Below are 18159 nucleotides of genomic sequence, written 5' to 3'. Positions count from 1 at the left end.
CCTGGCCCTCTCCCCCGTGGGAGAGGAGGCCAGGATGAGGGAGAAAATGCCACTCAGTTGCTGGCCATTTTCATTGGCTGATCTGGCTTCTTATCGTTACCCGGAATGTATGGGCTCCATGGCTGCGCGCGTACCGGCTTATCGGTCTGCCAGACCACGTTAAACTGGCCGTTGCTTTCGATTTCGCCAATCATTACCGGCTTATGCAGGTGATGGTTGGTCGCATCCATCGTCAACGTAAAGCCCGACGGCGCTTTGAAGGTTTGTCCGGCCATTGCCGCACGTACTTTGTCCACGTCGGTGGTACCCGCTTTTTCCACCGCCTGCGCCCACATATGAATGCCGACGTAGGTGGCTTCCATTGGATCGTTGGTTACCACCGTGCCCGCATTCGGCAGATTGTGGGCTTTGGCATACGCGCGGTAATCCGCGACGAAGCTCTGGTTAGTCGGGTTATCGACGGACTCGAAGTAGTTCCATGCCGCGAGATTGCCAACCAGCGGTTTGGTATCTATCCCGCGCAGTTCTTCTTCACCGACCGAGAACGCCACCACCGGCACGTCGGTCGCTTTCACGCCCTGGTTAGCCAGCTCTTTGTAGAACGGGACGTTGGAATCGCCGTTGATGGTCGACACCACCGCCGTTTTCCCGCCCGCGGAGAATTTTTTGATATTGGCGACGATGGTCTGGTAATCGCTGTAGCCAAACGGGGTGTAAACCTCTTCGATATCTTTATCCTGCACACCTTTAGAATGCAGGAACGCGCGCAGAATTTTGTTGGTGGTGCGCGGATAGACGTAGTCGGTGCCGAGCAGGAAGAAGCGTTTGGCCTCGCCGCCATCTTCACTCATCAGATATTCCACCGCCGGAATAGCCTGCTGATTCGGCGCAGCCCCGGTGTAGAACACGTTTGGCGACATTTCTTCGCCTTCATACTGCACCGGATAGAACAGCAGCCCATTCAGCTCCTCAAACACAGGCAGCACCGATTTCCGCGAAACTGAGGTCCAGCAGCCGAACACCGCCGCCACTTTGTCCTGAGTCAGTAGCTGACGCGCCTTTTCAGCAAACAGCGGCCAGTTTGAGGCCGGGTCAACCACCACCGGTTCCAGTTTTTTACCGAGCACGCCGCCCTTGGCGTTGATCTCGTCGATGGTCATCAACGCCACGTCTTTCAACGGCGTTTCGGAAATCGCCATCGTTCCGGACAGCGAATGCATAATCCCCACTTTGATAGTGTCAGCGGCATACACGCTGACGCTAAAACCGAGAGCAATCGTGGAGGCAGAGAGAGCAAAAGCTTTAAGCAAAGTTCGACGGCGCATGATTCACTCCTGAAAGAGACAGCAACAAGGATTAAAAACATCGGTGTAGTCGTCAGGAGACAGGCAAGAATGATGCCAACGTGGGAAAAAGTACGGAAAACAGGCGGGTGGACTGGGGAATTACAACTTTCGTTGCAGAAAATACCCTATGCCATTCGAGTTACATCGAGGCGGCAAGAGAATACGTCCCGATGAGCTTACTAAAGTAAGTGATTCGGGCGAGTGAACGTAGCCAACAAAGAGGTAACTTGAAGGGCGAAGGGTATGTGGAACGTCCGATTCAGGAGCAGCACTGCATTAAAAAGGTGCAGCGCTGCCCTGTGAGTTAAACCTTACCAGACGTCAGCGGCAATCTCGGTCACCAGACGGACTTTCTGCCACTGCTGGGCTTCGGTCAGGCTGTTACCCTCTTCGGTAGAGGCAAAACCGCACTGTGGGCTGAGGCAAATCTGCTCTTTCGCCACGTACTGCGCCGCCTCTGCCAGACGCGCTTTCACACCCTCCGGGTTTTCCAGTTCACCATTTTTCGTGGTGATCAGGCCCAGAACCACCTGCTGATGGCCCGGACGCACAAAGCGCAGCGGCGCGAAGTCACCGGAACGGTCGTTATCGTATTCAAGGAAGAATGCGTCGACGTTAACGCTGCCGAACAGCACTTCCGCCACCGGCTCGTAGCCGCCAGAGGAAATCCACGTTGAGCGGAAATTCCCACGGCACACGTGCAGTCCGATGGTCAAATCGTCCGGTTTACCTTCCAACGCTTTGTTCAACACCCGGGCGTAGGTTTTCGCCAGCTCATCCGGATTGTCGCCGCGCTCACGCACCTGCTGGCGCTGTTCATCAGAGCAGAGATATGCCCAGACGGTGTCATCGAGCTGCAAATAGCGGCAGCCTGCATCATAAAATGCGCGGATCGCATCGCGCCAGGTGGTGGCTAAGTCATCAAAATAATCGGCCAGATCCGGGTAAACCGTGGCATCGATATCTTTGCGACCGCCGCGGAAATGCAGCACGCTTGGGCTTGGAATGGTCATTTTCGGCTGTGCGTCGCCGCTGATGCTTTTCAGATAGCGGAAATCGTCAAGCATCGGGTGCGAGCCGAAACCGAGCTTGCCAATCACGCGCACGCCGTGGGCTTTGGTTTGCACCCCGTTAAACTGAATGCCTTTGTCAGAATCGTAACGCTCAACGCCCTGTAAACCGTCGAAGAAGTCAAAGTGCCACCACGCGCGGCGAAACTCACCGTCGGTCACCACGTTCAGGCCACAATCACACTGGTGCTGCACCACGTGGAGGATCGCTTCATCTTCCACCGCACGCAGCGTCTGCGCGTCGATGGCACCTTCCGCAAACTGCTGGCGGGCGTGTTTAATGCTGTCCGGACGTAAAAAACTGCCGACGATATCGGCGCGGTATGGCGCGGTGTGACGTGACATGGTCTCTCCTTGTCGTCAGGCAACTGATTGCCTGACGTGATAATTGCGAAATCAATGTTTAGACTTCTGGATGGCTATATACCCTAAACTTGCCATGCGGGAGAGGCGCAGGCAAACGAGATAAATTCATCACCCGTGAAAAAAATTCATGATGAGGCAAATGCCAGGCCTTCATCCGCCCAGCCGGTGAGTCCGCCAATCATGATTTTTACCGGACGCCCAAGCTGCGCAAGCTTCAGCGCCGCCCTGTCTGCTCCGTTACAGTGCGGCCCTGCGCAATAGACCACGAACAACGTTTCCGGTGGCCACTCGCGCAAACGCGCTTCGGTGAGATAACGATGCGGAAGATGCAGCGCGCCGGGCAGATGCCGACGGGCGAACGTCTCAGGCGAACCGACAACATGCAGCAGCACAAAATCCACCTCTCCGCTTTTTGTTGCCGAATACACATCATCGCAGTCAGTTTCCACGCTCAGACGGCGCTGAAAATGGGCAATGGCGTCCTGCGGGCTCGCCGCCTGGATCTCAGTGACATAACGCATGGTATTTCCCTCTTGTTGTATTAACGGATGTCGTGTTACCTCTTATCTCATCAAAAATTCAGGACAGGCACCGCCCGCCGACATGACAGAAATCGCCAGGATAATGACAACCGCTTCTCGCCCGCTGGTCGTGGCCCTCGCCTATGACGGCCTCTGCACCTTTGAATTTGGCGTCGCCGTCGAGATTTTTGGTCTGCCACGCCCGGAGCTGGGCGAAAACTGGTATCGCTTTGCGGTGGCTTCGGTGGATGACGGCGAACTGCGCGCGACGGGAGGGATCCGCATTGTGGCCGATGGCGGCTTTGCGCTTCTGGAACAGGCGGACACCATCGTGATCCCCGGCTGGCGCGGGGCGGACGCCCCGGTGCCGCAGGCATTATGTGAGGCATTGCGCCAGGCGCATCAGTGTGGCTGTCGGCTAATGTCGATTTGTTCAGGCGTGTTTGTACTCGCGGCCAGCGGCCTGTTGAACGGGCGTCAGGCCACTACCCACTGGCGTTATACCGATGAACTACAGCGGCGTTTCCCCGCCGTTCAGGTGGTGGAAAATGTGCTGTACGTCGGCGACGATGGGCTGATGACCTCGGCGGGCAGTGCGGCGGGAATTGATTTATGCCTGCACGTAGTCCGCAGTGATTTTGGGCTGGATGCCGCCAACAGTGTCGCGCGGCGCTTAGTCGTCCAGCCACATCGCGACGGCAGCCAGACCCAGCAGCTCGAGCGCCCAGTGGCACGCAGCCGGGAAAGCGAACGCCTCGGGCAGCTATTTGACTGGCTTCACGCGCATCTTGCCGAACCCCATACCCTGGAATCGCTGGCCCAGCGCGTCGGGATGAGCCCGCGCACGTTGCTGCGCCGTTTTCAGGAAGCCACCGGTGTGACGCCCGCTCGCTGGTTGCTCGATGAACGGCTACAGCGCGTGCAACAAGCCTTAACCGACAGCCGACTCAGCGTTGAACATATCGCCGCGAATAACGGCTTTGGCACCACCAGCGCCCTGCGCCATCATTTTCAGCAACGTTTCGCCCTCAGCCCACAAGCATTTCGCAAAAAATTTACTCAAGTGGCTAAATAATTCACCTAATTAACGATTCGTTTAGATTGACTCCGGTATTCTCTGTTCATCGCGGCTAATTAAGGTAAGTGAGGATTTTATCGTACGCTTTTAACATTAACGGAGGTTAGTCATGCTGGGTAATATGCATGTCTTCATGGCAGTTTTGGGAACCATCGTATTCGCCGGTTTTCTTGCTGCGTATTTCAGCCATAAATGGGATGACTAATGAACACTGATAGTCCCGACCCGTAACGGCCCCTTGATGCTTTTCGCACAAGGGGCTTTTTGTTGGCATTTATCCAGGTTGCGAGAAATTAAAGACAAAAAAAACCGCCAACGGTGTGGCGGCAAATGCTTGCATGGATAGATTTGTGTTTTAATTATTCAGCAAATCGGGCGCGTCCTTGCCTTATTTGCCTCATACTCACAGGCTACCACCCTGAACGTCAATGAAGCCTAAACGAAGCGGCTTTCTATACGAACGGTCCGGTCTTCGCCCTTGACTTAACGCACCACCACGCCCATGACTTTGCCTGCTGAGTTCATATTAAATTCCGCCGTGTGTCCGGATTTCTTCCAGCGGGTTTGTTCTTCATTCAGCGGTTTCCAGCCCGTTACCCGCATATAATCAACCGCCTGTCCCTGATACTTGCCGGCGATGTCGGAGTCAATACTCCGTGCTAAATCGCGCGTTTCCTGTGCGTCGCCCTTCACACCATTCTGAGCCTGGGCGTGTTGATTCTGCTTGTAGGTGAGCGTTGGGTTACACGTTCCGTTAGCCTCACTAACCTGTGTGCAGCCCGATTTTTCCAGCTGTGCACGCCAGGCTTCACTAATGGCAGAAGCAGGAAAAGAAAAGATCCCACCAACCACCAGCGTTGTTGCTACCATCATTATTTTTTTATTCATCATTCAATCCTGAGTATTATTAAAATAACGCCCCTGTCAATTCAGTATTTTTTATCATTCCGTGTTTATGCTGGGCGTTTTGTTGCGCATGAGTGTCATGTGCCAGAGCATCATATTTATTTATGCGCACAATGAACAGATCCGATGAGCAGTGAATAATATCTTTTTATCTGTTTGATTTAGAAGATATTAGGATTATCAGTTTAGGTTATGTTGAGTGGGTGTATCTAAAGTGTATTGCGGATAAAGATATTATTTTTAAGAACTGTATAAATAAGGCACCAGATAATTCTAAAGCATAACAATTAACAGGTATTCTAAAACATTCCCGGTAGCACTGCGATTACCGGGTCGACACATTCACACGTCGTCCCGGCAAGTTTGCGCCCCCAGGTAAGAAAAAAGACCCCGAAGGGTCTTTGGATTATTTTTTCTCGTCGGCATAGCGCCGGGCGTTATCGAACAGATTGGTACACATCGCTTCTCTCCTTTTTACTGATGGGGAACTATTCGCTTAACCCGCGATTGATGAGCATCGGTTCCGGCAGCGGATCGTGTCCACGCCAGTCGCGGTATAACGCTTCCAAATCACTGCTATTGCCGCGCGATAAAATCGCCTCGCGGAATCGCTGACCATTTTCACGCGTCAGGCCGCCCTCCTCGACAAACCACTGGTAGCCGTCATCGGCCAGCATTTGCGTCCAGATATAAGCGTAATAGCCTGCCGCGTAGCCGCCGCCAAAAACATGCGCAAAATAGCTGCTGCGATAGCGCGGCGGCACAGAGGCCACATCGAGGTTTTCTCTGCGGATTGCCTGCTGTTCAAACGCGTCTACGTCATCGGGCAGCGTGTCAGGCGTCTGGGTGTGCCAGTTCATGTCCAGCAGCGCGGAACTGACCAGCTCGGTCATGTCGTAACCTTTATTGAACGTCGCGGCACGCATCATGCTGTCACGCAGATTTTTCGGCATCGGCTCTCCGCTCTGATAATGACGCGCAAAGCGGGCAAATACCTGCGGATGGCGAGCCCAGTGCTCGTTAATTTGCGATGGGAACTCGACGAAGTCGCGCGGCGTGCGCGTGCCGGACAGGGTCGGATAACGCTGGACGGCGAACAGCCCGTGCAGCGTGTGACCGAACTCGTGGAACAGTGTCACCACATCGTCCCAGCTCAGCAGCGCCGGGTTGCCCGCCGTCGGCTTCTGATAGTTGCAGACGTTGTAAATCACCGGGCGCTGTTCGAGCAGCGTCGACTGCGTCACGTAGTTATCCATCCATGCGCCGCCGCCTTTCGAATCACGGGCAAAGAAATCACCGTAGAACAGCGCCAGACCTACGCCATTGGCGTCAAAAATTTCCCAAACGCGAACATCCGGGTGGTAAACCGGGATATCAAAACGCTCGACAAAGCGGATACCAAACAGCTGCGAAGCGGTCCAGAACACGCCGTCGGTCAGCACGTTGTTCAGTTCCAGATACGGTTTGATCTGCGCTTCGTCAAGATCGTAACGCGCCAGCCGCACCTGCTCGGCGTAATAATTCCAGTCCCAGGCTTGCGCCTGAAAACCGCCCTGCTGCTCATCAATCACGTGCTGAATATCGGCCAGTTCACGTTCGGCGCGCGCCCGGGCGGCGGGTGCAATCTGACGCATAAAGGTGAATGCGGCTTCCGGCGTTTTCGCCATCTGATCAGCCATGCTCCAGCTCGCGTAATCGCGATAGCCCAGCAGCGCCGCCTGTTTTGCGCGCACGGTGGCCAGACGCAAAATCAGCGCCCGGGTGTCGTTCCCGTCGTCTTTCTCATTGCGTAACCAGCCCGCATCGAACAGGTTTTTACGGGTTTGTCGGTCACGAAGCTGCGCCAGCGCAGGTTGTTGGGTGCTGTTCAGCAAGGGCAGAAGCCAGCGATCGTTGAGTCCTTTTTCATGGGCCGCGCTGGCGGCAGCGGTGATGTCTTCGGGACTGAGGCCATCCAGTTGATGGTGATAGTCAAGCACAAGACCGCCGGATTTGGCGGCGGCCAGCAGTCGCTGGTGAAACTGGGTGCTGAGCGTTGCGGCTTCGGTGTTCAGCGTGCGCAGCTCGGTTTTCTGCGCTGCCGCAAGCTTCGCCCCCGCCAGAATAAATTGCTGATGGATAACCTCGACTAACCGCCGCGATTCCGCATCCAGGTCCAGCGTTTCCCGCTGCTGCCAGATGGCATCGACGCGGACAAACAGCGCCTCGTTGAGGTACAGATCGTTGGCTAATTCCGCCAGTTCGGCAGAAAACTGCTCGTCGAGAAGCTGGAGCGTGTCGTTGGTGTGGGCGGCGGTCATGGCAAAAAATATAGACGTGACGCGGCCCAGCAGCTCGCCGCTTTTTTCAAGCGCCACGAAGGTGTTGTCGAACGTTGCGGGCGCGCTGTTCCCGGCAATTGCCGCGATCTCTTCACGTTTTTGACGCAGGCCCGCATCAAACGCAGGACGGTAATGACCGTCCTCAATCGCATCAAAACGCGGGGCCTGATAAGGCAACAGGCTGACGGTTAAAAACGGGTTCTCACTGCTCATCACGGACTCCTGAAAACGGGATTCTCCTTAGATTAGGCAACCCCTTGATAAACCGCAATGATTTCCCCCGCCACCGCTACGGCGATTTCGGCGGGCAGTTTGCCTTTTACGTCCGGCAGGCCAATCGGGCAGCGCATCGTATCCAGTGTATCTCGGGCAATGCCTTTACCCTCCAGCAGATAATCAAAACGCTGGCGCTTGGTTTGCGAGCCGATCACGCCCAGATAACGATAGCGCCCACGTCGCAGCAGCGTTTCTGCCAGCGCCAGATCCAGCGGATGATGATGAGTCATTACCACGAACAGGCTGTTATCCGGCGCATTGTGGGCAATTTCACACGGGTCATCGGTGTGATGACAGCGCACTCCGGCGGGTACCGCGCCAAACTGTGCCTCGCGCTGATCCACCCAGTTCACCCGGCACGGCAGCGTGGCGAGAATGCTCACCAGCGCTTGCCCCACATGCCCGGCCCCAAAGACGTACACTTCCGGCTGTGGCCGTCCCCAGGGTTCGAACAGCACCTGGGTCATACCGCCGCAGCACTGCCCGGCACGCGCGCCGAGGGGGAACGTTTCCTGGCGCGGCGTCTGCGTGCCGGAGTGCAGCATTTCGCGTGCGATGGCGATGCACTGAAATTCCAGATTACCGCCGCCGATGGTCAGCCATCTCTCGTCGAGGCTGACCACCATCTTGGTGCCCGCCTCGCGCGGCACGGAGCCTTTATCCTGCAACAACGTCAAAATCACCGCGGGCACGCGTCGCTCGCGCAAAGACATCAGTACGTCCAGCCACTCATCAGCTTTCATCACCGCCCGCCTCCAGTTGAGTGACACCCGCCAGCACCCGTTCTGGCGTCGCCGGGGCGTCGAGCATCGGGTGACGACGATAATCTGCCACCGATGCCACCGCGTCCTGTAACGCGCACCACACCGAAATGCCGAGCATAAACGGCGGTTCGCCCACCGCTTTAGAGCGATAAACCGTCTCACTGCTGTTAGCGTGCGCCTCCAGCAGTGAGACGTTAAACACCTCAGGCATGTCGCTAATCGCCGGGATTTTGTAGCTCATCGGGCCGTCGGTGAGCAGCCGCCCGTTGTTATCCCACTTCAGCTCTTCGGTAGTCAGCCAGCCTGCGCCCTGCATGAAGCCGCCTTCAATCTGGCCGATATCCAGTGCCGGGTTCAACGACTGTCCGACGTCGTGCAGAATATCGGTGCGTAACAGACGATATTCCCCGGTCAGCGTGTCGATAATGACTTCGGAACAGGCCGCACCCCAGGCGAAGTAATAGAACGGTTCGCCGCGCCCGGCCTGACGGTCGTAGTGAATGCCCGGCACCTTGTAAAATCCGGTTGCCGAGAGCGGAACCTGATTGAGCCATGCCAGCATCGCCACGTCGGCAAAACTGAAATAGCGTTCGTTGACCTGCACCACGCCGTTGCCAAACGTCACCCGATCTTCGCTACACTGGTGCAACGAACACAGCATCTCCACTAAGCGCTGTTTGAGGGTCTGGGCGGCGATTTCTGCGGCTTTACCGTTAAGATCCGCTCCGGACGACGCCGCCGTCGGCGACGTATTTGGCACTTTTCCGGTGCTGGTGGCGGTGACCTGAATCGCATCCAGAGGGATTTGCAGCACGTTGGCCACGATTTGCGCCACTTTGGTGTTCAGACCCTGGCCCATTTCGGTGCCGCCGTGGTTGAGCTGTAGCGTGCCGTCGCTGTAAATCAGGATCAGCGCTCCAGCCTGATTGAGGAAACTGGCGGTAAACGAGATCCCGAATTTTACCGGGGTCAGTGCCAGCCCGCGTTTTAGCACCGGGCTTTGGGCGTTAAAGCGGACGATCTCCGCCCGACGCTCGGCGTAGCGCGCGGAGTCCGCCAACTGACCGATAACCGTTTGTGCCAGATTTTGCTTTACCGGCTGGTGATAATGGGTGACGTCGCGGCCTTCACTGCCGTAGGCGTTAATTCGACGGATATGCAGCGGGTCGAGGGATAGCTGACGGGCGATGGCATCCATGATTTGTTCAATGGCGACCATGCCCTGTGGGCCACCGAAGCCCCGAAACGCGGTGTTCGAGGCCAGATTGGTCCGGCAGCGATAGCCGGTGACCCGGGCATCGCCGAGGTAATACGCATTATCAGCGTGGAACATGGCCCGGTCGCAGATTGAACCGGACAAATCCAGCGAATAGCCGCAGTTGGCAGCCAAATCAATGACTACGCCGTGCAGCATTCCCTCGTCGGTGAAGCCCACATCAAAGCGCACGAAGAACGGATGGCGTTTGCCGGTGATGCGCATGTCATCGCGGCGCGCCAGGCGTAGTTTCGCCGGGCGTCCGGTCACCCGCGCCGCCAGCGCGGCATGACAGGCAATCCCCGCCGCCTGCGTCTCTTTTCCACCAAAGCCGCCGCCCATCCGGCGCACGTCAACGGTCACTTTGCTTTGCATTACGCCCAGCACTGACGACACCAGTTTCTGCACTTCGGTCGGATGCTGCGTTGACGACCAGATTTGCATTGCGCCATCTTCGCCGGGCAGCGCCATCGCCACCTGGCCTTCAAGATAAAAGTGCTCCTGGCCGCCGATATGAAACTGACCCTGCAAGCGATGTGGCGCAGCGGCCAGCGCCGCATCGGCATCACCGCGTTGCTGAACGTGCGGCTGTTCGACAAAGTACGATTTCGCCAGGGCCTGTTCAACGTCCAGCACCGCTTCCAGCGGTTCAATGGTTATCTTCGCCGCTAATGCTCCGGCACGCGCCGATTCGGGCGTTTCAGCGGCAATCATCAACACCACCTGACCGTGATATTCCACCGTTTCTTTGGCAAACAGGGGGTCACCCGGCGCCAGTGGCCCGATATCCAGCTCGCCCGGTACGTCCTGCCAGCTCAGCACGCGCACCACGCCCGGCACCTGCAAACAAGCGGCGATGTCGATGTGAATAATGCGTCCGTGGGCGCAGTCGCTGAGCACCGGACACAGATGCAGCATCCCGGTGAGCGGCGTTTTATCATCGATGTATTCCGCCGCGCCGCTGACGTGACGCGCGGCGCTTTCATGCACGCGGGATTTGCCCACGCGACCGTTTAACTGCTCAAGAAACTGCGCTTTCAGCATCGTTTCGGAAACGGCTGGCGGTTTAGCGGACATAATCAGTCACCTCCACGAGATGTTCAGACGTCATGTGCAGGAAATAGCGTTTCAGCAGATTTTTCGCCACCTGCAGGCGGTATTCCGCGCTGGCGCGGGCGTCGCTGAGCGGCGAGAAATCCGCTGCCAGCGCAGCGCAGGCGGCGTTGAGCGTCTCACGATTGAGCGCCCGGCCGATCCACGCGGCTTCGCATTGCAGGGCTCTGGCAGGCGTAGCCGCCATGCCGCCAAAGGCGATGCGTGCCCGGCTCACGACGCCGTCGCAGACCTCCAGATTAATGGCGGCAAACACCGAAGAAATGTCGTCTTCCCGTCGCTTCGAAATTTTCCACAATCGCATATTTCGTGACAACGTCACGTCATCAATGAGGATATGGCTGATGAACTCCCCCGGCTGCATGACGGTTTTACGGTAGCCAATAAAGAAATCGATCAGCGCTATGTCGCGTGTTTGTCTCCCGCAGCGCAGGCGAAGTCGTGCATCGAGGGCCAGCAGCGCCGGGGCGCAGTCCCCGATTGGCGAAGCGTTAGCGATGTTGCCGCCCAGCGTGCCCTGGTTGCGAACCTGCTGAGAGGCAAAGCGATCGAGCATCTCGCTCAAGGCAGGGAGCGTCTCTTTCAATTGACGCTGTAGGCTGTCCAGGGTGGTCATCGCGCCAATCACCAGTCGGTTGCCCTGCTGTTCGATTCCGCGCAGTTCTGCTACGCGCGCCAGCGAAATCAGCTGGCCGTGTGGCTGGTGCGCCTGCGTCACCCGTAAATTAAGATCGGTTCCACCCGCCAGCAGTCGCGCCTGCGGGTGTTGGGCATAGCATTCTGCCAGCGCATCGATCGTTTTCGGCATCAACAGCCGTTCATCCGTTGGCTCGCCGAGGGCCTGAAGCTGTGCCACCGTTAGCGCGGCCTGTGCATCAAATTTATCCGCACAGCAATCAGACATTATGCTCAACGCGGCTTCAACTATTGGCCGATAGCCGGTGCAACGGCACAGATTTCCCCCCAGTTGATGCGCAACCGATGCGCAGTCTGCTGCTGCTCCATTTTTTTGCATGGCAAAGGCCGACATCACGATGCCCGGCGTGCAGAACCCGCACTGGGAGGCATGGCCGCCGGCCAGCGTGCGCTGTACCGGATGCAATTCTTCGCCATCCGCCAAATCTTCCACCGTCAGCAATTGTTTGCCGTGCAGTTGGCCCACTAATAACAAACAGGCGTTAGCGCTCTGGTAGCGAATTTTGCCGTCGTCCACGCAGCCGAGCACCACGGTGCAGGCTCCGCAATCTCCAGACGCGCAGCCTTCTTTGGTGCCGCAGCGCAGCCTGTCGTTACGCAGCCAGTTCAGCACGGTCAGATTCGGATCGACGTTTTCAAGCGTGACCGGCTGCTGATTGAGTAAAAATTGGGTCATGCCGCCACCTCCAGCCCATCACGGTTCCAGGCACATTCGCCGTTGATCCACGTCTGGGCGATATTGCGGTCATCGCCGAGGGTTATCAGCATGAACAGCAGTTCGTAAATATCTTTGCAGCGGGCGCTGCGCAGCTGTTGAAGCGGCGAAACCGCCGGGTCCAGCACCACAAAATCCGCCTCTTTGCCGACGCTGAAATTGCCGATGTGCTCATCGAGACACAGCGCCCGCGCGCCGCCGAGGGTGGCGTGATAAAACGCTTCGCTGGCGCACAGTTTGTAGCTTTGCAACTGACCAATTTTGTAGGCTTCACCGAGCGTGCGCAGCATGTTGAACGTGGTTCCGGCGCCAACGTCGGTGCCGATGCCCATTTTCACGTTCTTCTGCCAGCAGGTTTGCAGACGGAACAGGCCGCTGCCGAGGAACAGATTCGAGGTCGGGCAGAACGCCACCGCTGAATCACTGTCGTGCAGGCAATTCCATTCCGCATCCTGTAAGTGAATGGCGTGGGCGAATACGCTGCGTTTGCCGGTCAGGCCGTAGTGGTGGTAGACGTCGAGATAATTTTCATGTTCCGGCCACAGGCTTTTCACCCATGCAATTTCCTGCGGGTTTTCGCTCAAATGGGTGTGCAGCCAGGTGTCCGGAAACGCTTCGCGCAGCCGCTGCACCGCTTCAAGCAGCGCTGGCGTTGAGGTTGGCGCGAAACGCGGGGTAATGGCGTAGCCGAGACGCTGATGATTGTGCCAACGCAGGATGAGCTCACGGGTTTGCTGATAGCTCTGCTCAGCGGTTTCGGTTAAATAGTCGGGCGCGTTGCGGTCCATCATCACTTTCCCGGCGATGAGACGCATATTTTGCTGTGCCGCGGCGGCAAACAGCGCGTCGACCGATTCCGGATGCACGGTGCCAAACACCAGCGCAGTGGTGGTGCCGTTCGAGAGCAGTTGGTTGAGGAAGAATGCTGACATTTGCGCCGCGTGTCCGGCGTTGCCGTACTGACTTTCCACCGGGAAAGTGTAGGTGGTCAGCCATTCGAGAAGTTGTTCACCAAATGCGCCGATCATTTCTGTTTGCGGATAATGCAGATGGGTATCGACGAACCCCGGCACGATAAGCTTGCCGCGCAGATCGACCCAGTCGTCCGGCTGTTTGAGCATTGACTGCCCTTCTTCCCAGCTCATCAGCGCGGCAATGCGCCCTTCTGCGATGAACATCAGGCCGTCGTCAACGTAGCGCGCCTGACGGGCTATTTCCTCAGGGCTATCAGCCGTTGCGGCAATATCAAAAAAGCGCCCGCGCAGCGCGTGGCGATAGTCGACCATTCTGACCTCTTCTTATCCCGGTTGGGTCCGGGTTATTTATACCCGTCATACTTCAAGCTGCATCTTTGTTGTCTGCTCTTACTCGCCCGAATCACTTACCTGAGTAAGCTCATCGGGACTCGTTCGATTGCCGTCGCGATGCAACTCGAATTATTTTGGGTATATGCAGGTGTATTGTCAGAATAGTATTGCAAACAGAATGCCAGCTTTATTTTTTCTATTTCCGTTATATTTCAGTGCGTTATTAATTATTCATTCATTTGCGCAACAAACTGAATATTATTCAGCTCGCAACCGTTTGCTTATTCTGGCAATCGGTTTCCTTGCATAAATATTCCTCTGAACATTGGCGAAAACAGAAACGGCTGCGTAAAACGATGCACAACGCTGAAGCAGTTGCACCGTTTTTGCGCACGGTGACGGGGGCTTTAAAGTGGTACAACAGGTTGCAAAGTTCCGCTCCCGAAGCCCGACCACGCGTGGTATTGTATGGCAACAGTTAACGCATTGAGGAACAGGAAGAATGATTGTACTTGTTACCGGAGCGACCGCCGGGTTTGGTGAGAGCATCACCCGCCGTTTCATCGCCAATGGCCATAAAGTTATTGCCACCGGACGCCGTCATGAGCGTCTGCAGGAACTGAAAGAAGAACTGGGCGATAGCGTTCTGACCGCGCAGCTCGACGTGCGTAACCGCGCAGCTATCGAAGATATGATGGTTAACCTCCCTGCTGAATGGCGCAATATCGACATTCTGGTCAATAACGCCGGGCTGGCGCTGGGCATGGAGCCTGCGCATAAAGCCGACGCGGATGACTGGGAAACCATGATCGACACCAACAACAAAGGGCTGGTGTATATGACCCGCGCGGTGCTACCGGGCATGGTTGAGCGCAACTGCGGGCATATCATTAACATCGGTTCTACTGCCGGGAGCTGGCCGTACGCGGGCGGCAACGTTTACGGCGCGACCAAAGCGTTCGTTCGCCAGTTCAGCCTGAACCTGCGCACCGACCTGCACGGCACCGCCGTTCGCGTGACCGATGTTGAGCCGGGCCTGGTGGGCGGCACTGAGTTCTCAAACGTGCGCTTCAAAGGTGACGACGCGAAAGCCGAGAAAACGTATGAAAATACCAGCGCCCTTTCTGCGGAAGACGTGACCGAAGCCGTGTGGTGGGTGGCAACGCTGCCAAAACATGTCAACATCAATACCCTCGAAATGATGCCCGTCAGCCAGTCCTTTGCTGGCCTGAGCATTCATCGTCAGGGCTAAGCGATTCTACTCCATCCGGCCTGCGGGCCGGACTGGGCGTAGCGTCATATTCAGCGTAAAATAGCGCACTTACCCCGCAATGAAGAAAGAGCAATGGCCGCAGAATCGCAACTTAATCCGACACAGCCCGTGAACCAGCAAATTTACCGTATTTTGCGCCGGGATATCGTGCACTGCCTGATAGCGCCGGGTACACCGCTGTCCGAGAAAGAGGTTTCGGTTCGCTTTGACGTTTCGCGCCAACCGGTGCGTGAAGCCTTTATCAAGCTGGCCGAGAACGGGCTGATTCAGATTCGCCCGCAGCGCGGTAGCTACGTGAATAAAATCTCTCTTTCCCAGGTGCGCAACGGCTGCTTCGTGCGCCAGGCCATCGAATGCGCGGTGGTCCGCCGGGCGGCGGCAATGATTACCGACGCCCAGTGTTATCAGCTGGAGCAAAACCTGCACCAGCAGCGGATCGCCATTGATCGCCAGCAGCATAATGATTTCTTCCAGCTCGACGATGAATTTCATCAACTTCTGTCGCAGATTGCCGACTGCCAGCTCGCCTGGGACACCATCGAGAACATTAAAGCCGCCATCGACCGCGTGCGTTATATGAGTCTCGATCACGTTTCCTCTCCGGAAATGCTTTTGCGCCAGCATCAGGATATTTTTAGCGCGCTAGAAAAACGCGATGTGGAGGCGGTCGACAAAGCGATGACCGTTCATCTGCAGGAGATCAGTGAATCCGTGCTGTTGATTCGTCAGGAAAATGGCGAGTGGTTTAGCGAAGAATAATGACATGTTAGCAAGCCCGGCAAGCAACGCCCGCCGGGCATCAGCATTTACAGCTTTTCAGCAAAGGCAGCCACGGTGGCTTTAGCCCCTTTCTCCAGCAGAGACAGATAGGCATTTGTCACCTGCGAGACAAATTTCCCTACCAGCGGCAGCTCATTTCCAAAGATGGCCTCGATACCCAGCAGCGCTTTCACGCGGGCTTCGCCCTGCTCACTGTTTTTCACCACGGTCTGAATAGTGCTGAGCAGCGGATCGCATACTTCAATCGCTTCACCTTGCTCGTCGGTCCCGTCGACATAGCGCATCCAGCCCGCTACGCCCAGCGCCAGCAGTGAGAAATCGCTGTTATGCGCCAGATGCCAACGGACGGAATCCAGCATACGCTGCGGCAGTTTCTGACTACCGTCCATGGCAATCTGCCAGGTGCGGTGACGCAGCGCCGGATTACTGTAGCGCGCAATAAGCAGGTCTGCATAGCGGCCCAGATCAACGCCCTTCACTTTCAGGGTCGGAGCCTGCTCTTTCAGCATCAGCGCGTGCGCGGCGCGACGATAGTTTTCGTCTTCCATGCAGTCGTTAATATGCTGATAGCCCGCCAGATACCCCAGATACGCGAGGAAGGAGTGGCTGCCGTTTAGCATTCTCAGCTTCATTTCTTCGAACGGGATGACATCGGAAACCAATTCGGCCCCGGCTTTTTCCCACTGTGGACGCCCGGCGACAAAATTGTCTTCGATGACCCACTGGCGGAACGGCTCGCACGCCACGCCCGCCGGATCACGCACGCCGGTGATGGCTTCGATTTTTTCCAGCGTTTCAGCGGTGACGGCAGGCACGATGCGGTCAACCATGGTCGACGGGAACGTGACGTTCTGTTCGATCCACTCGGCCAGCTCGCTGTTCAACGCCCGCGCATAGGCACGCACCACTTTCCCGAGTACATGACCGTTTTCCGGCATGTTGTCACAGGACATCACGCTAAAAGGCGCCAGCCCTGCCGCTTTACGACGGGCCAGTGCTTCGACCACTACGCCCGGTGCAGACGTTGGCTGATGCGGGTTTTGTAGATCGGCGGCGATCATCGGGTGACTGAGATTCAGTTCGCCGGTTGCCGGAGAGTGGCAGTAGCCTTTCTCGGTGATGGTCAGCGACACGATCGCCACCTGCGGCTCGCACAGTTTTGCCAGCACGGTTTCGAGGCCGTCGACCTGGGCGTGGAGGGCTTCTTTCACGACACCTACGATACGGGCTGTCCACGCATCAGCGGACATCTCTGCCACGGTATACAAGTTATCCTGACGCTTGAGGTCAGCGATTTGCTGCTCACCGCCAATCAGGTTCACTTCTGTGTAACCCCAGTCGCTGTTGTGCTCCTGAGCTAAAATATCGGTATAAACGGCCTGATGTGCGCGGTGAAATGCACCAAAGCCGAGGTGCACGATGCGGGGTACGAGTCTGGTGCGGTCGTATGCGGGTAATGTGGCTTTGGCTTTCAATAAATGATTATTCATGTGGTTGCTCATTTTAGTGAAACATCATCGAACCTGAAGATGTAAACCTCTCATGCAATTGGTATGACATCTTTGATTTCCATCAACTACCATACAAGAAGGGTCGCAACCGGCAGGAAATCCTTCTCTAATCCGACGGGCTACAGCCTTCAGTCACTCCATCTGAGTTGTCACATCAGCACTTGCGGTAAAAAAAGCGTGATGGATGGAAAAAACACCAACATCAGTACGAACAAAAGAAATGCAATTAAATACGGGATCGACGCTTTAACAAATGCCACAGAACTGCAATCGAGAATTCCGCACACCGTATACATACATATTCCGACAGGTGGTGTATTTGCCCCCAAAAGAGTAAGCACCACAAATATGAGTCCGAAATGTATCGGGTCAAACCCTGCATCGATGGCAATAGGTAAAAGGATTGGCGTAAGTAATAAAATAATGACACTGCCGTCAAACAACATCCCTGCAACCATAATGAATGCTAACAACAAGAACAGTATTCCATAAGGATTTTCAGTAATTTGCAGGATGGTTTCCGCCAGTTGCTGGGGGATCTGGTCGAGGATGGTGATATGCCCGAGAATCGCTGCGGACATGATCAACAACATAACGACACCGATATCTCTGATCGTTTCTTTTAGCACCTGCCACAATGCAGCATTATCTAATGCCTTATAAACATAGCGACCAATAATGAATGAATAGAAAACAATAAATGCCCCTGCCTCCGTCGTCGTAAAGATCCCCAGGGCTTTGTTGAATAAATCGAACTTTTGCTGAGTTAAAGGATCAGATCACGCATCATCCGGCAACACGGGTCGTCCCATGGCAAAGCAGAAGTTTAAAGTCACCAACTGGCGTAACTACAACAAAGCA

Annotated in this window: 15 protein-coding genes and 1 pseudogene; 5 read left to right on the top strand and 11 right to left on the bottom strand. The window is 56.0% G+C overall.

Annotated elements, in window-relative coordinates:
• Positions 1-53: 53 nt before the first annotated feature.
• The 3 genes from urtA to MUU51_RS06315 all read right to left on the bottom strand — a co-directional run bounded on the left by urtA (position 54) and on the right by MUU51_RS06315 (position 3303).
• Positions 54-1325 (bottom strand): urea ABC transporter substrate-binding protein, encoded by a 1272-nt coding sequence (urtA, locus tag MUU51_RS06325; protein WP_159768308.1) that lies wholly within the window; start codon positions 1323-1325, stop codon positions 54-56.
• A 332-nt stretch (positions 1326-1657) separates the two neighbouring features.
• Positions 1658-2761, bottom strand: coding sequence for a cobalamin-independent methionine synthase II family protein (locus tag MUU51_RS06320; protein ID WP_159768305.1), 1104 nt, complete (start codon positions 2759-2761; stop codon positions 1658-1660).
• Between the two features lie 146 nt (positions 2762-2907).
• Positions 2908-3303: a rhodanese-like domain-containing protein gene (locus MUU51_RS06315; RefSeq protein WP_159768302.1), complete on the bottom strand. Its 396-nt coding sequence runs from the start codon at positions 3301-3303 to the stop codon at positions 2908-2910.
• Positions 3304-3385: 82 nt separating this feature from the next.
• Here MUU51_RS06315 and ftrA point away from each other — a divergent pair, with 82 nt between their 5' ends.
• Positions 3386-4378, top strand: a complete 993-nt coding sequence (gene ftrA, locus MUU51_RS06310; protein ID WP_258967371.1) for a transcriptional regulator FtrA — start codon at positions 3386-3388, stop codon at positions 4376-4378.
• Positions 4379-4490: 112 nt separating this feature from the next.
• Entirely contained in the window at positions 4491-4586 is a 96-nt protein-coding gene (mgtS, locus tag MUU51_RS06305) for a protein MgtS (protein ID WP_110508261.1), read from the top strand.
• 278 nt (positions 4587-4864) lie between these two features.
• Here mgtS and MUU51_RS06300 read toward each other — a convergent pair whose 3' ends face one another.
• The 6 genes from MUU51_RS06300 to guaD all read right to left on the bottom strand — a co-directional run bounded on the left by MUU51_RS06300 (position 4865) and on the right by guaD (position 13713).
• Positions 4865-5272: a hypothetical protein gene (locus MUU51_RS06300; protein WP_258967370.1), complete on the bottom strand. Its 408-nt coding sequence runs from the start codon at positions 5270-5272 to the stop codon at positions 4865-4867.
• A gap of 503 nt (positions 5273-5775) precedes the next feature.
• Positions 5776-7821: a peptidyl-dipeptidase Dcp gene (gene dcp, locus MUU51_RS06295; RefSeq protein ID WP_258967369.1), complete on the bottom strand. Its 2046-nt coding sequence runs from the start codon at positions 7819-7821 to the stop codon at positions 5776-5778.
• A 32-nt stretch (positions 7822-7853) separates the two neighbouring features.
• Positions 7854-8627: a xanthine dehydrogenase accessory protein XdhC gene (xdhC, locus tag MUU51_RS06290; RefSeq protein ID WP_258967532.1), complete on the bottom strand. Its 774-nt coding sequence runs from the start codon at positions 8625-8627 to the stop codon at positions 7854-7856.
• Positions 8617-10980 carry a xanthine dehydrogenase molybdopterin binding subunit gene (gene xdhB / locus MUU51_RS06285; RefSeq protein ID WP_258967368.1) on the bottom strand — a complete coding sequence of 788 codons (2364 nt, stop codon included), beginning with the start codon at positions 10978-10980 and terminating at the stop codon, positions 8617-8619. The genes xdhC and xdhB overlap by 11 nt, the downstream gene beginning before the upstream one ends.
• Complete coding sequence (gene xdhA / locus MUU51_RS06280; RefSeq protein WP_258967367.1) at positions 10970-12388, bottom strand: xanthine dehydrogenase small subunit; 1419 nt, start codon at positions 12386-12388, stop codon at positions 10970-10972. Before xdhA ends, xdhB begins: the two co-directional genes overlap by 11 nt.
• Entirely contained in the window at positions 12385-13713 is a 1329-nt protein-coding gene (gene guaD, locus MUU51_RS06275; RefSeq protein ID WP_159768281.1) for a guanine deaminase, read from the bottom strand. The genes xdhA and guaD overlap by 4 nt, the downstream gene beginning before the upstream one ends.
• Before the next feature lie 523 nt (positions 13714-14236).
• On the opposite strand from guaD, the gene ydfG reads away from it, so the two are divergent.
• Both ydfG and MUU51_RS06265 read left to right on the top strand, forming a co-directional pair.
• On the top strand, positions 14237-14986 hold the full coding sequence (ydfG, locus tag MUU51_RS06270; protein WP_258967366.1) for a bifunctional NADP-dependent 3-hydroxy acid dehydrogenase/3-hydroxypropionate dehydrogenase YdfG: 750 nt from the start codon (positions 14237-14239) through the stop codon (positions 14984-14986).
• Between the two features lie 93 nt (positions 14987-15079).
• The gene (locus tag MUU51_RS06265; protein WP_159768275.1) at positions 15080-15766 is read left to right on the top strand and encodes a GntR family transcriptional regulator; all 687 of its coding nucleotides are present in this window, start codon (positions 15080-15082) and stop codon (positions 15764-15766) included.
• Positions 15767-15813: 47 nt separating this feature from the next.
• Here the strand turns inward: MUU51_RS06265 and MUU51_RS06260 are convergent, their stop codons facing one another.
• Positions 15814-17277 (bottom strand): mannitol dehydrogenase family protein, encoded by a 1464-nt coding sequence (locus MUU51_RS06260; RefSeq protein ID WP_258967365.1) that lies wholly within the window; start codon positions 17275-17277, stop codon positions 15814-15816.
• A 170-nt stretch (positions 17278-17447) separates the two neighbouring features.
• Positions 17448-18026, bottom strand: coding sequence for a TRAP transporter large permease subunit (locus tag MUU51_RS06255; protein WP_258967531.1), 579 nt, complete (start codon positions 18024-18026; stop codon positions 17448-17450).
• Positions 18027-18043: 17 nt separating this feature from the next.
• Here MUU51_RS06255 and MUU51_RS22285 point away from each other — a divergent pair.
• Positions 18044-18159, top strand: a pseudogene (locus tag MUU51_RS22285) (hypothetical protein); the annotation flags it as partial.

This window comes from Scandinavium manionii, assembly GCF_024764775.1.
Taxonomy (GTDB): domain Bacteria; phylum Pseudomonadota; class Gammaproteobacteria; order Enterobacterales; family Enterobacteriaceae; genus Scandinavium; species Scandinavium manionii.
Note: the sequence above shows the minus strand (reverse complement) of the source record. Positions and strands in the feature narration are given on the sequence as shown.

Coding starts and splice junctions, on each gene's coding strand:
- urtA (WP_159768308.1), bottom strand. CDS start 1,325: ATGCGCCGTCGAACTTTGCTTAAAGCTTTTGCTCTCTCTGCCTCCACG.
- MUU51_RS06320 (WP_159768305.1), bottom strand. CDS start 2,761: ATGTCACGTCACACCGCGCCATACCGCGCCGATATCGTCGGCAGTTTT.
- MUU51_RS06315 (WP_159768302.1), bottom strand. CDS start 3,303: ATGCGTTATGTCACTGAGATCCAGGCGGCGAGCCCGCAGGACGCCATT.
- ftrA (WP_258967371.1), top strand. CDS start 3,386: ATGACAGAAATCGCCAGGATAATGACAACCGCTTCTCGCCCGCTGGTC.
- mgtS (WP_110508261.1), top strand. CDS start 4,491: ATGCTGGGTAATATGCATGTCTTCATGGCAGTTTTGGGAACCATCGTA.
- MUU51_RS06300 (WP_258967370.1), bottom strand. CDS start 5,272: ATGATGAATAAAAAAATAATGATGGTAGCAACAACGCTGGTGGTTGGT.
- dcp (WP_258967369.1), bottom strand. CDS start 7,821: ATGAGCAGTGAGAACCCGTTTTTAACCGTCAGCCTGTTGCCTTATCAG.
- xdhC (WP_258967532.1), bottom strand. CDS start 8,627: ATGAAAGCTGATGAGTGGCTGGACGTACTGATGTCTTTGCGCGAGCGA.
- xdhB (WP_258967368.1), bottom strand. CDS start 10,980: ATGTCCGCTAAACCGCCAGCCGTTTCCGAAACGATGCTGAAAGCGCAG.
- xdhA (WP_258967367.1), bottom strand. CDS start 12,388: ATGACCCAATTTTTACTCAATCAGCAGCCGGTCACGCTTGAAAACGTC.
- guaD (WP_159768281.1), bottom strand. CDS start 13,713: ATGGTCGACTATCGCCACGCGCTGCGCGGGCGCTTTTTTGATATTGCC.
- ydfG (WP_258967366.1), top strand. CDS start 14,237: ATGATTGTACTTGTTACCGGAGCGACCGCCGGGTTTGGTGAGAGCATC.
- MUU51_RS06265 (WP_159768275.1), top strand. CDS start 15,080: ATGGCCGCAGAATCGCAACTTAATCCGACACAGCCCGTGAACCAGCAA.
- MUU51_RS06260 (WP_258967365.1), bottom strand. CDS start 17,277: ATGAATAATCATTTATTGAAAGCCAAAGCCACATTACCCGCATACGAC.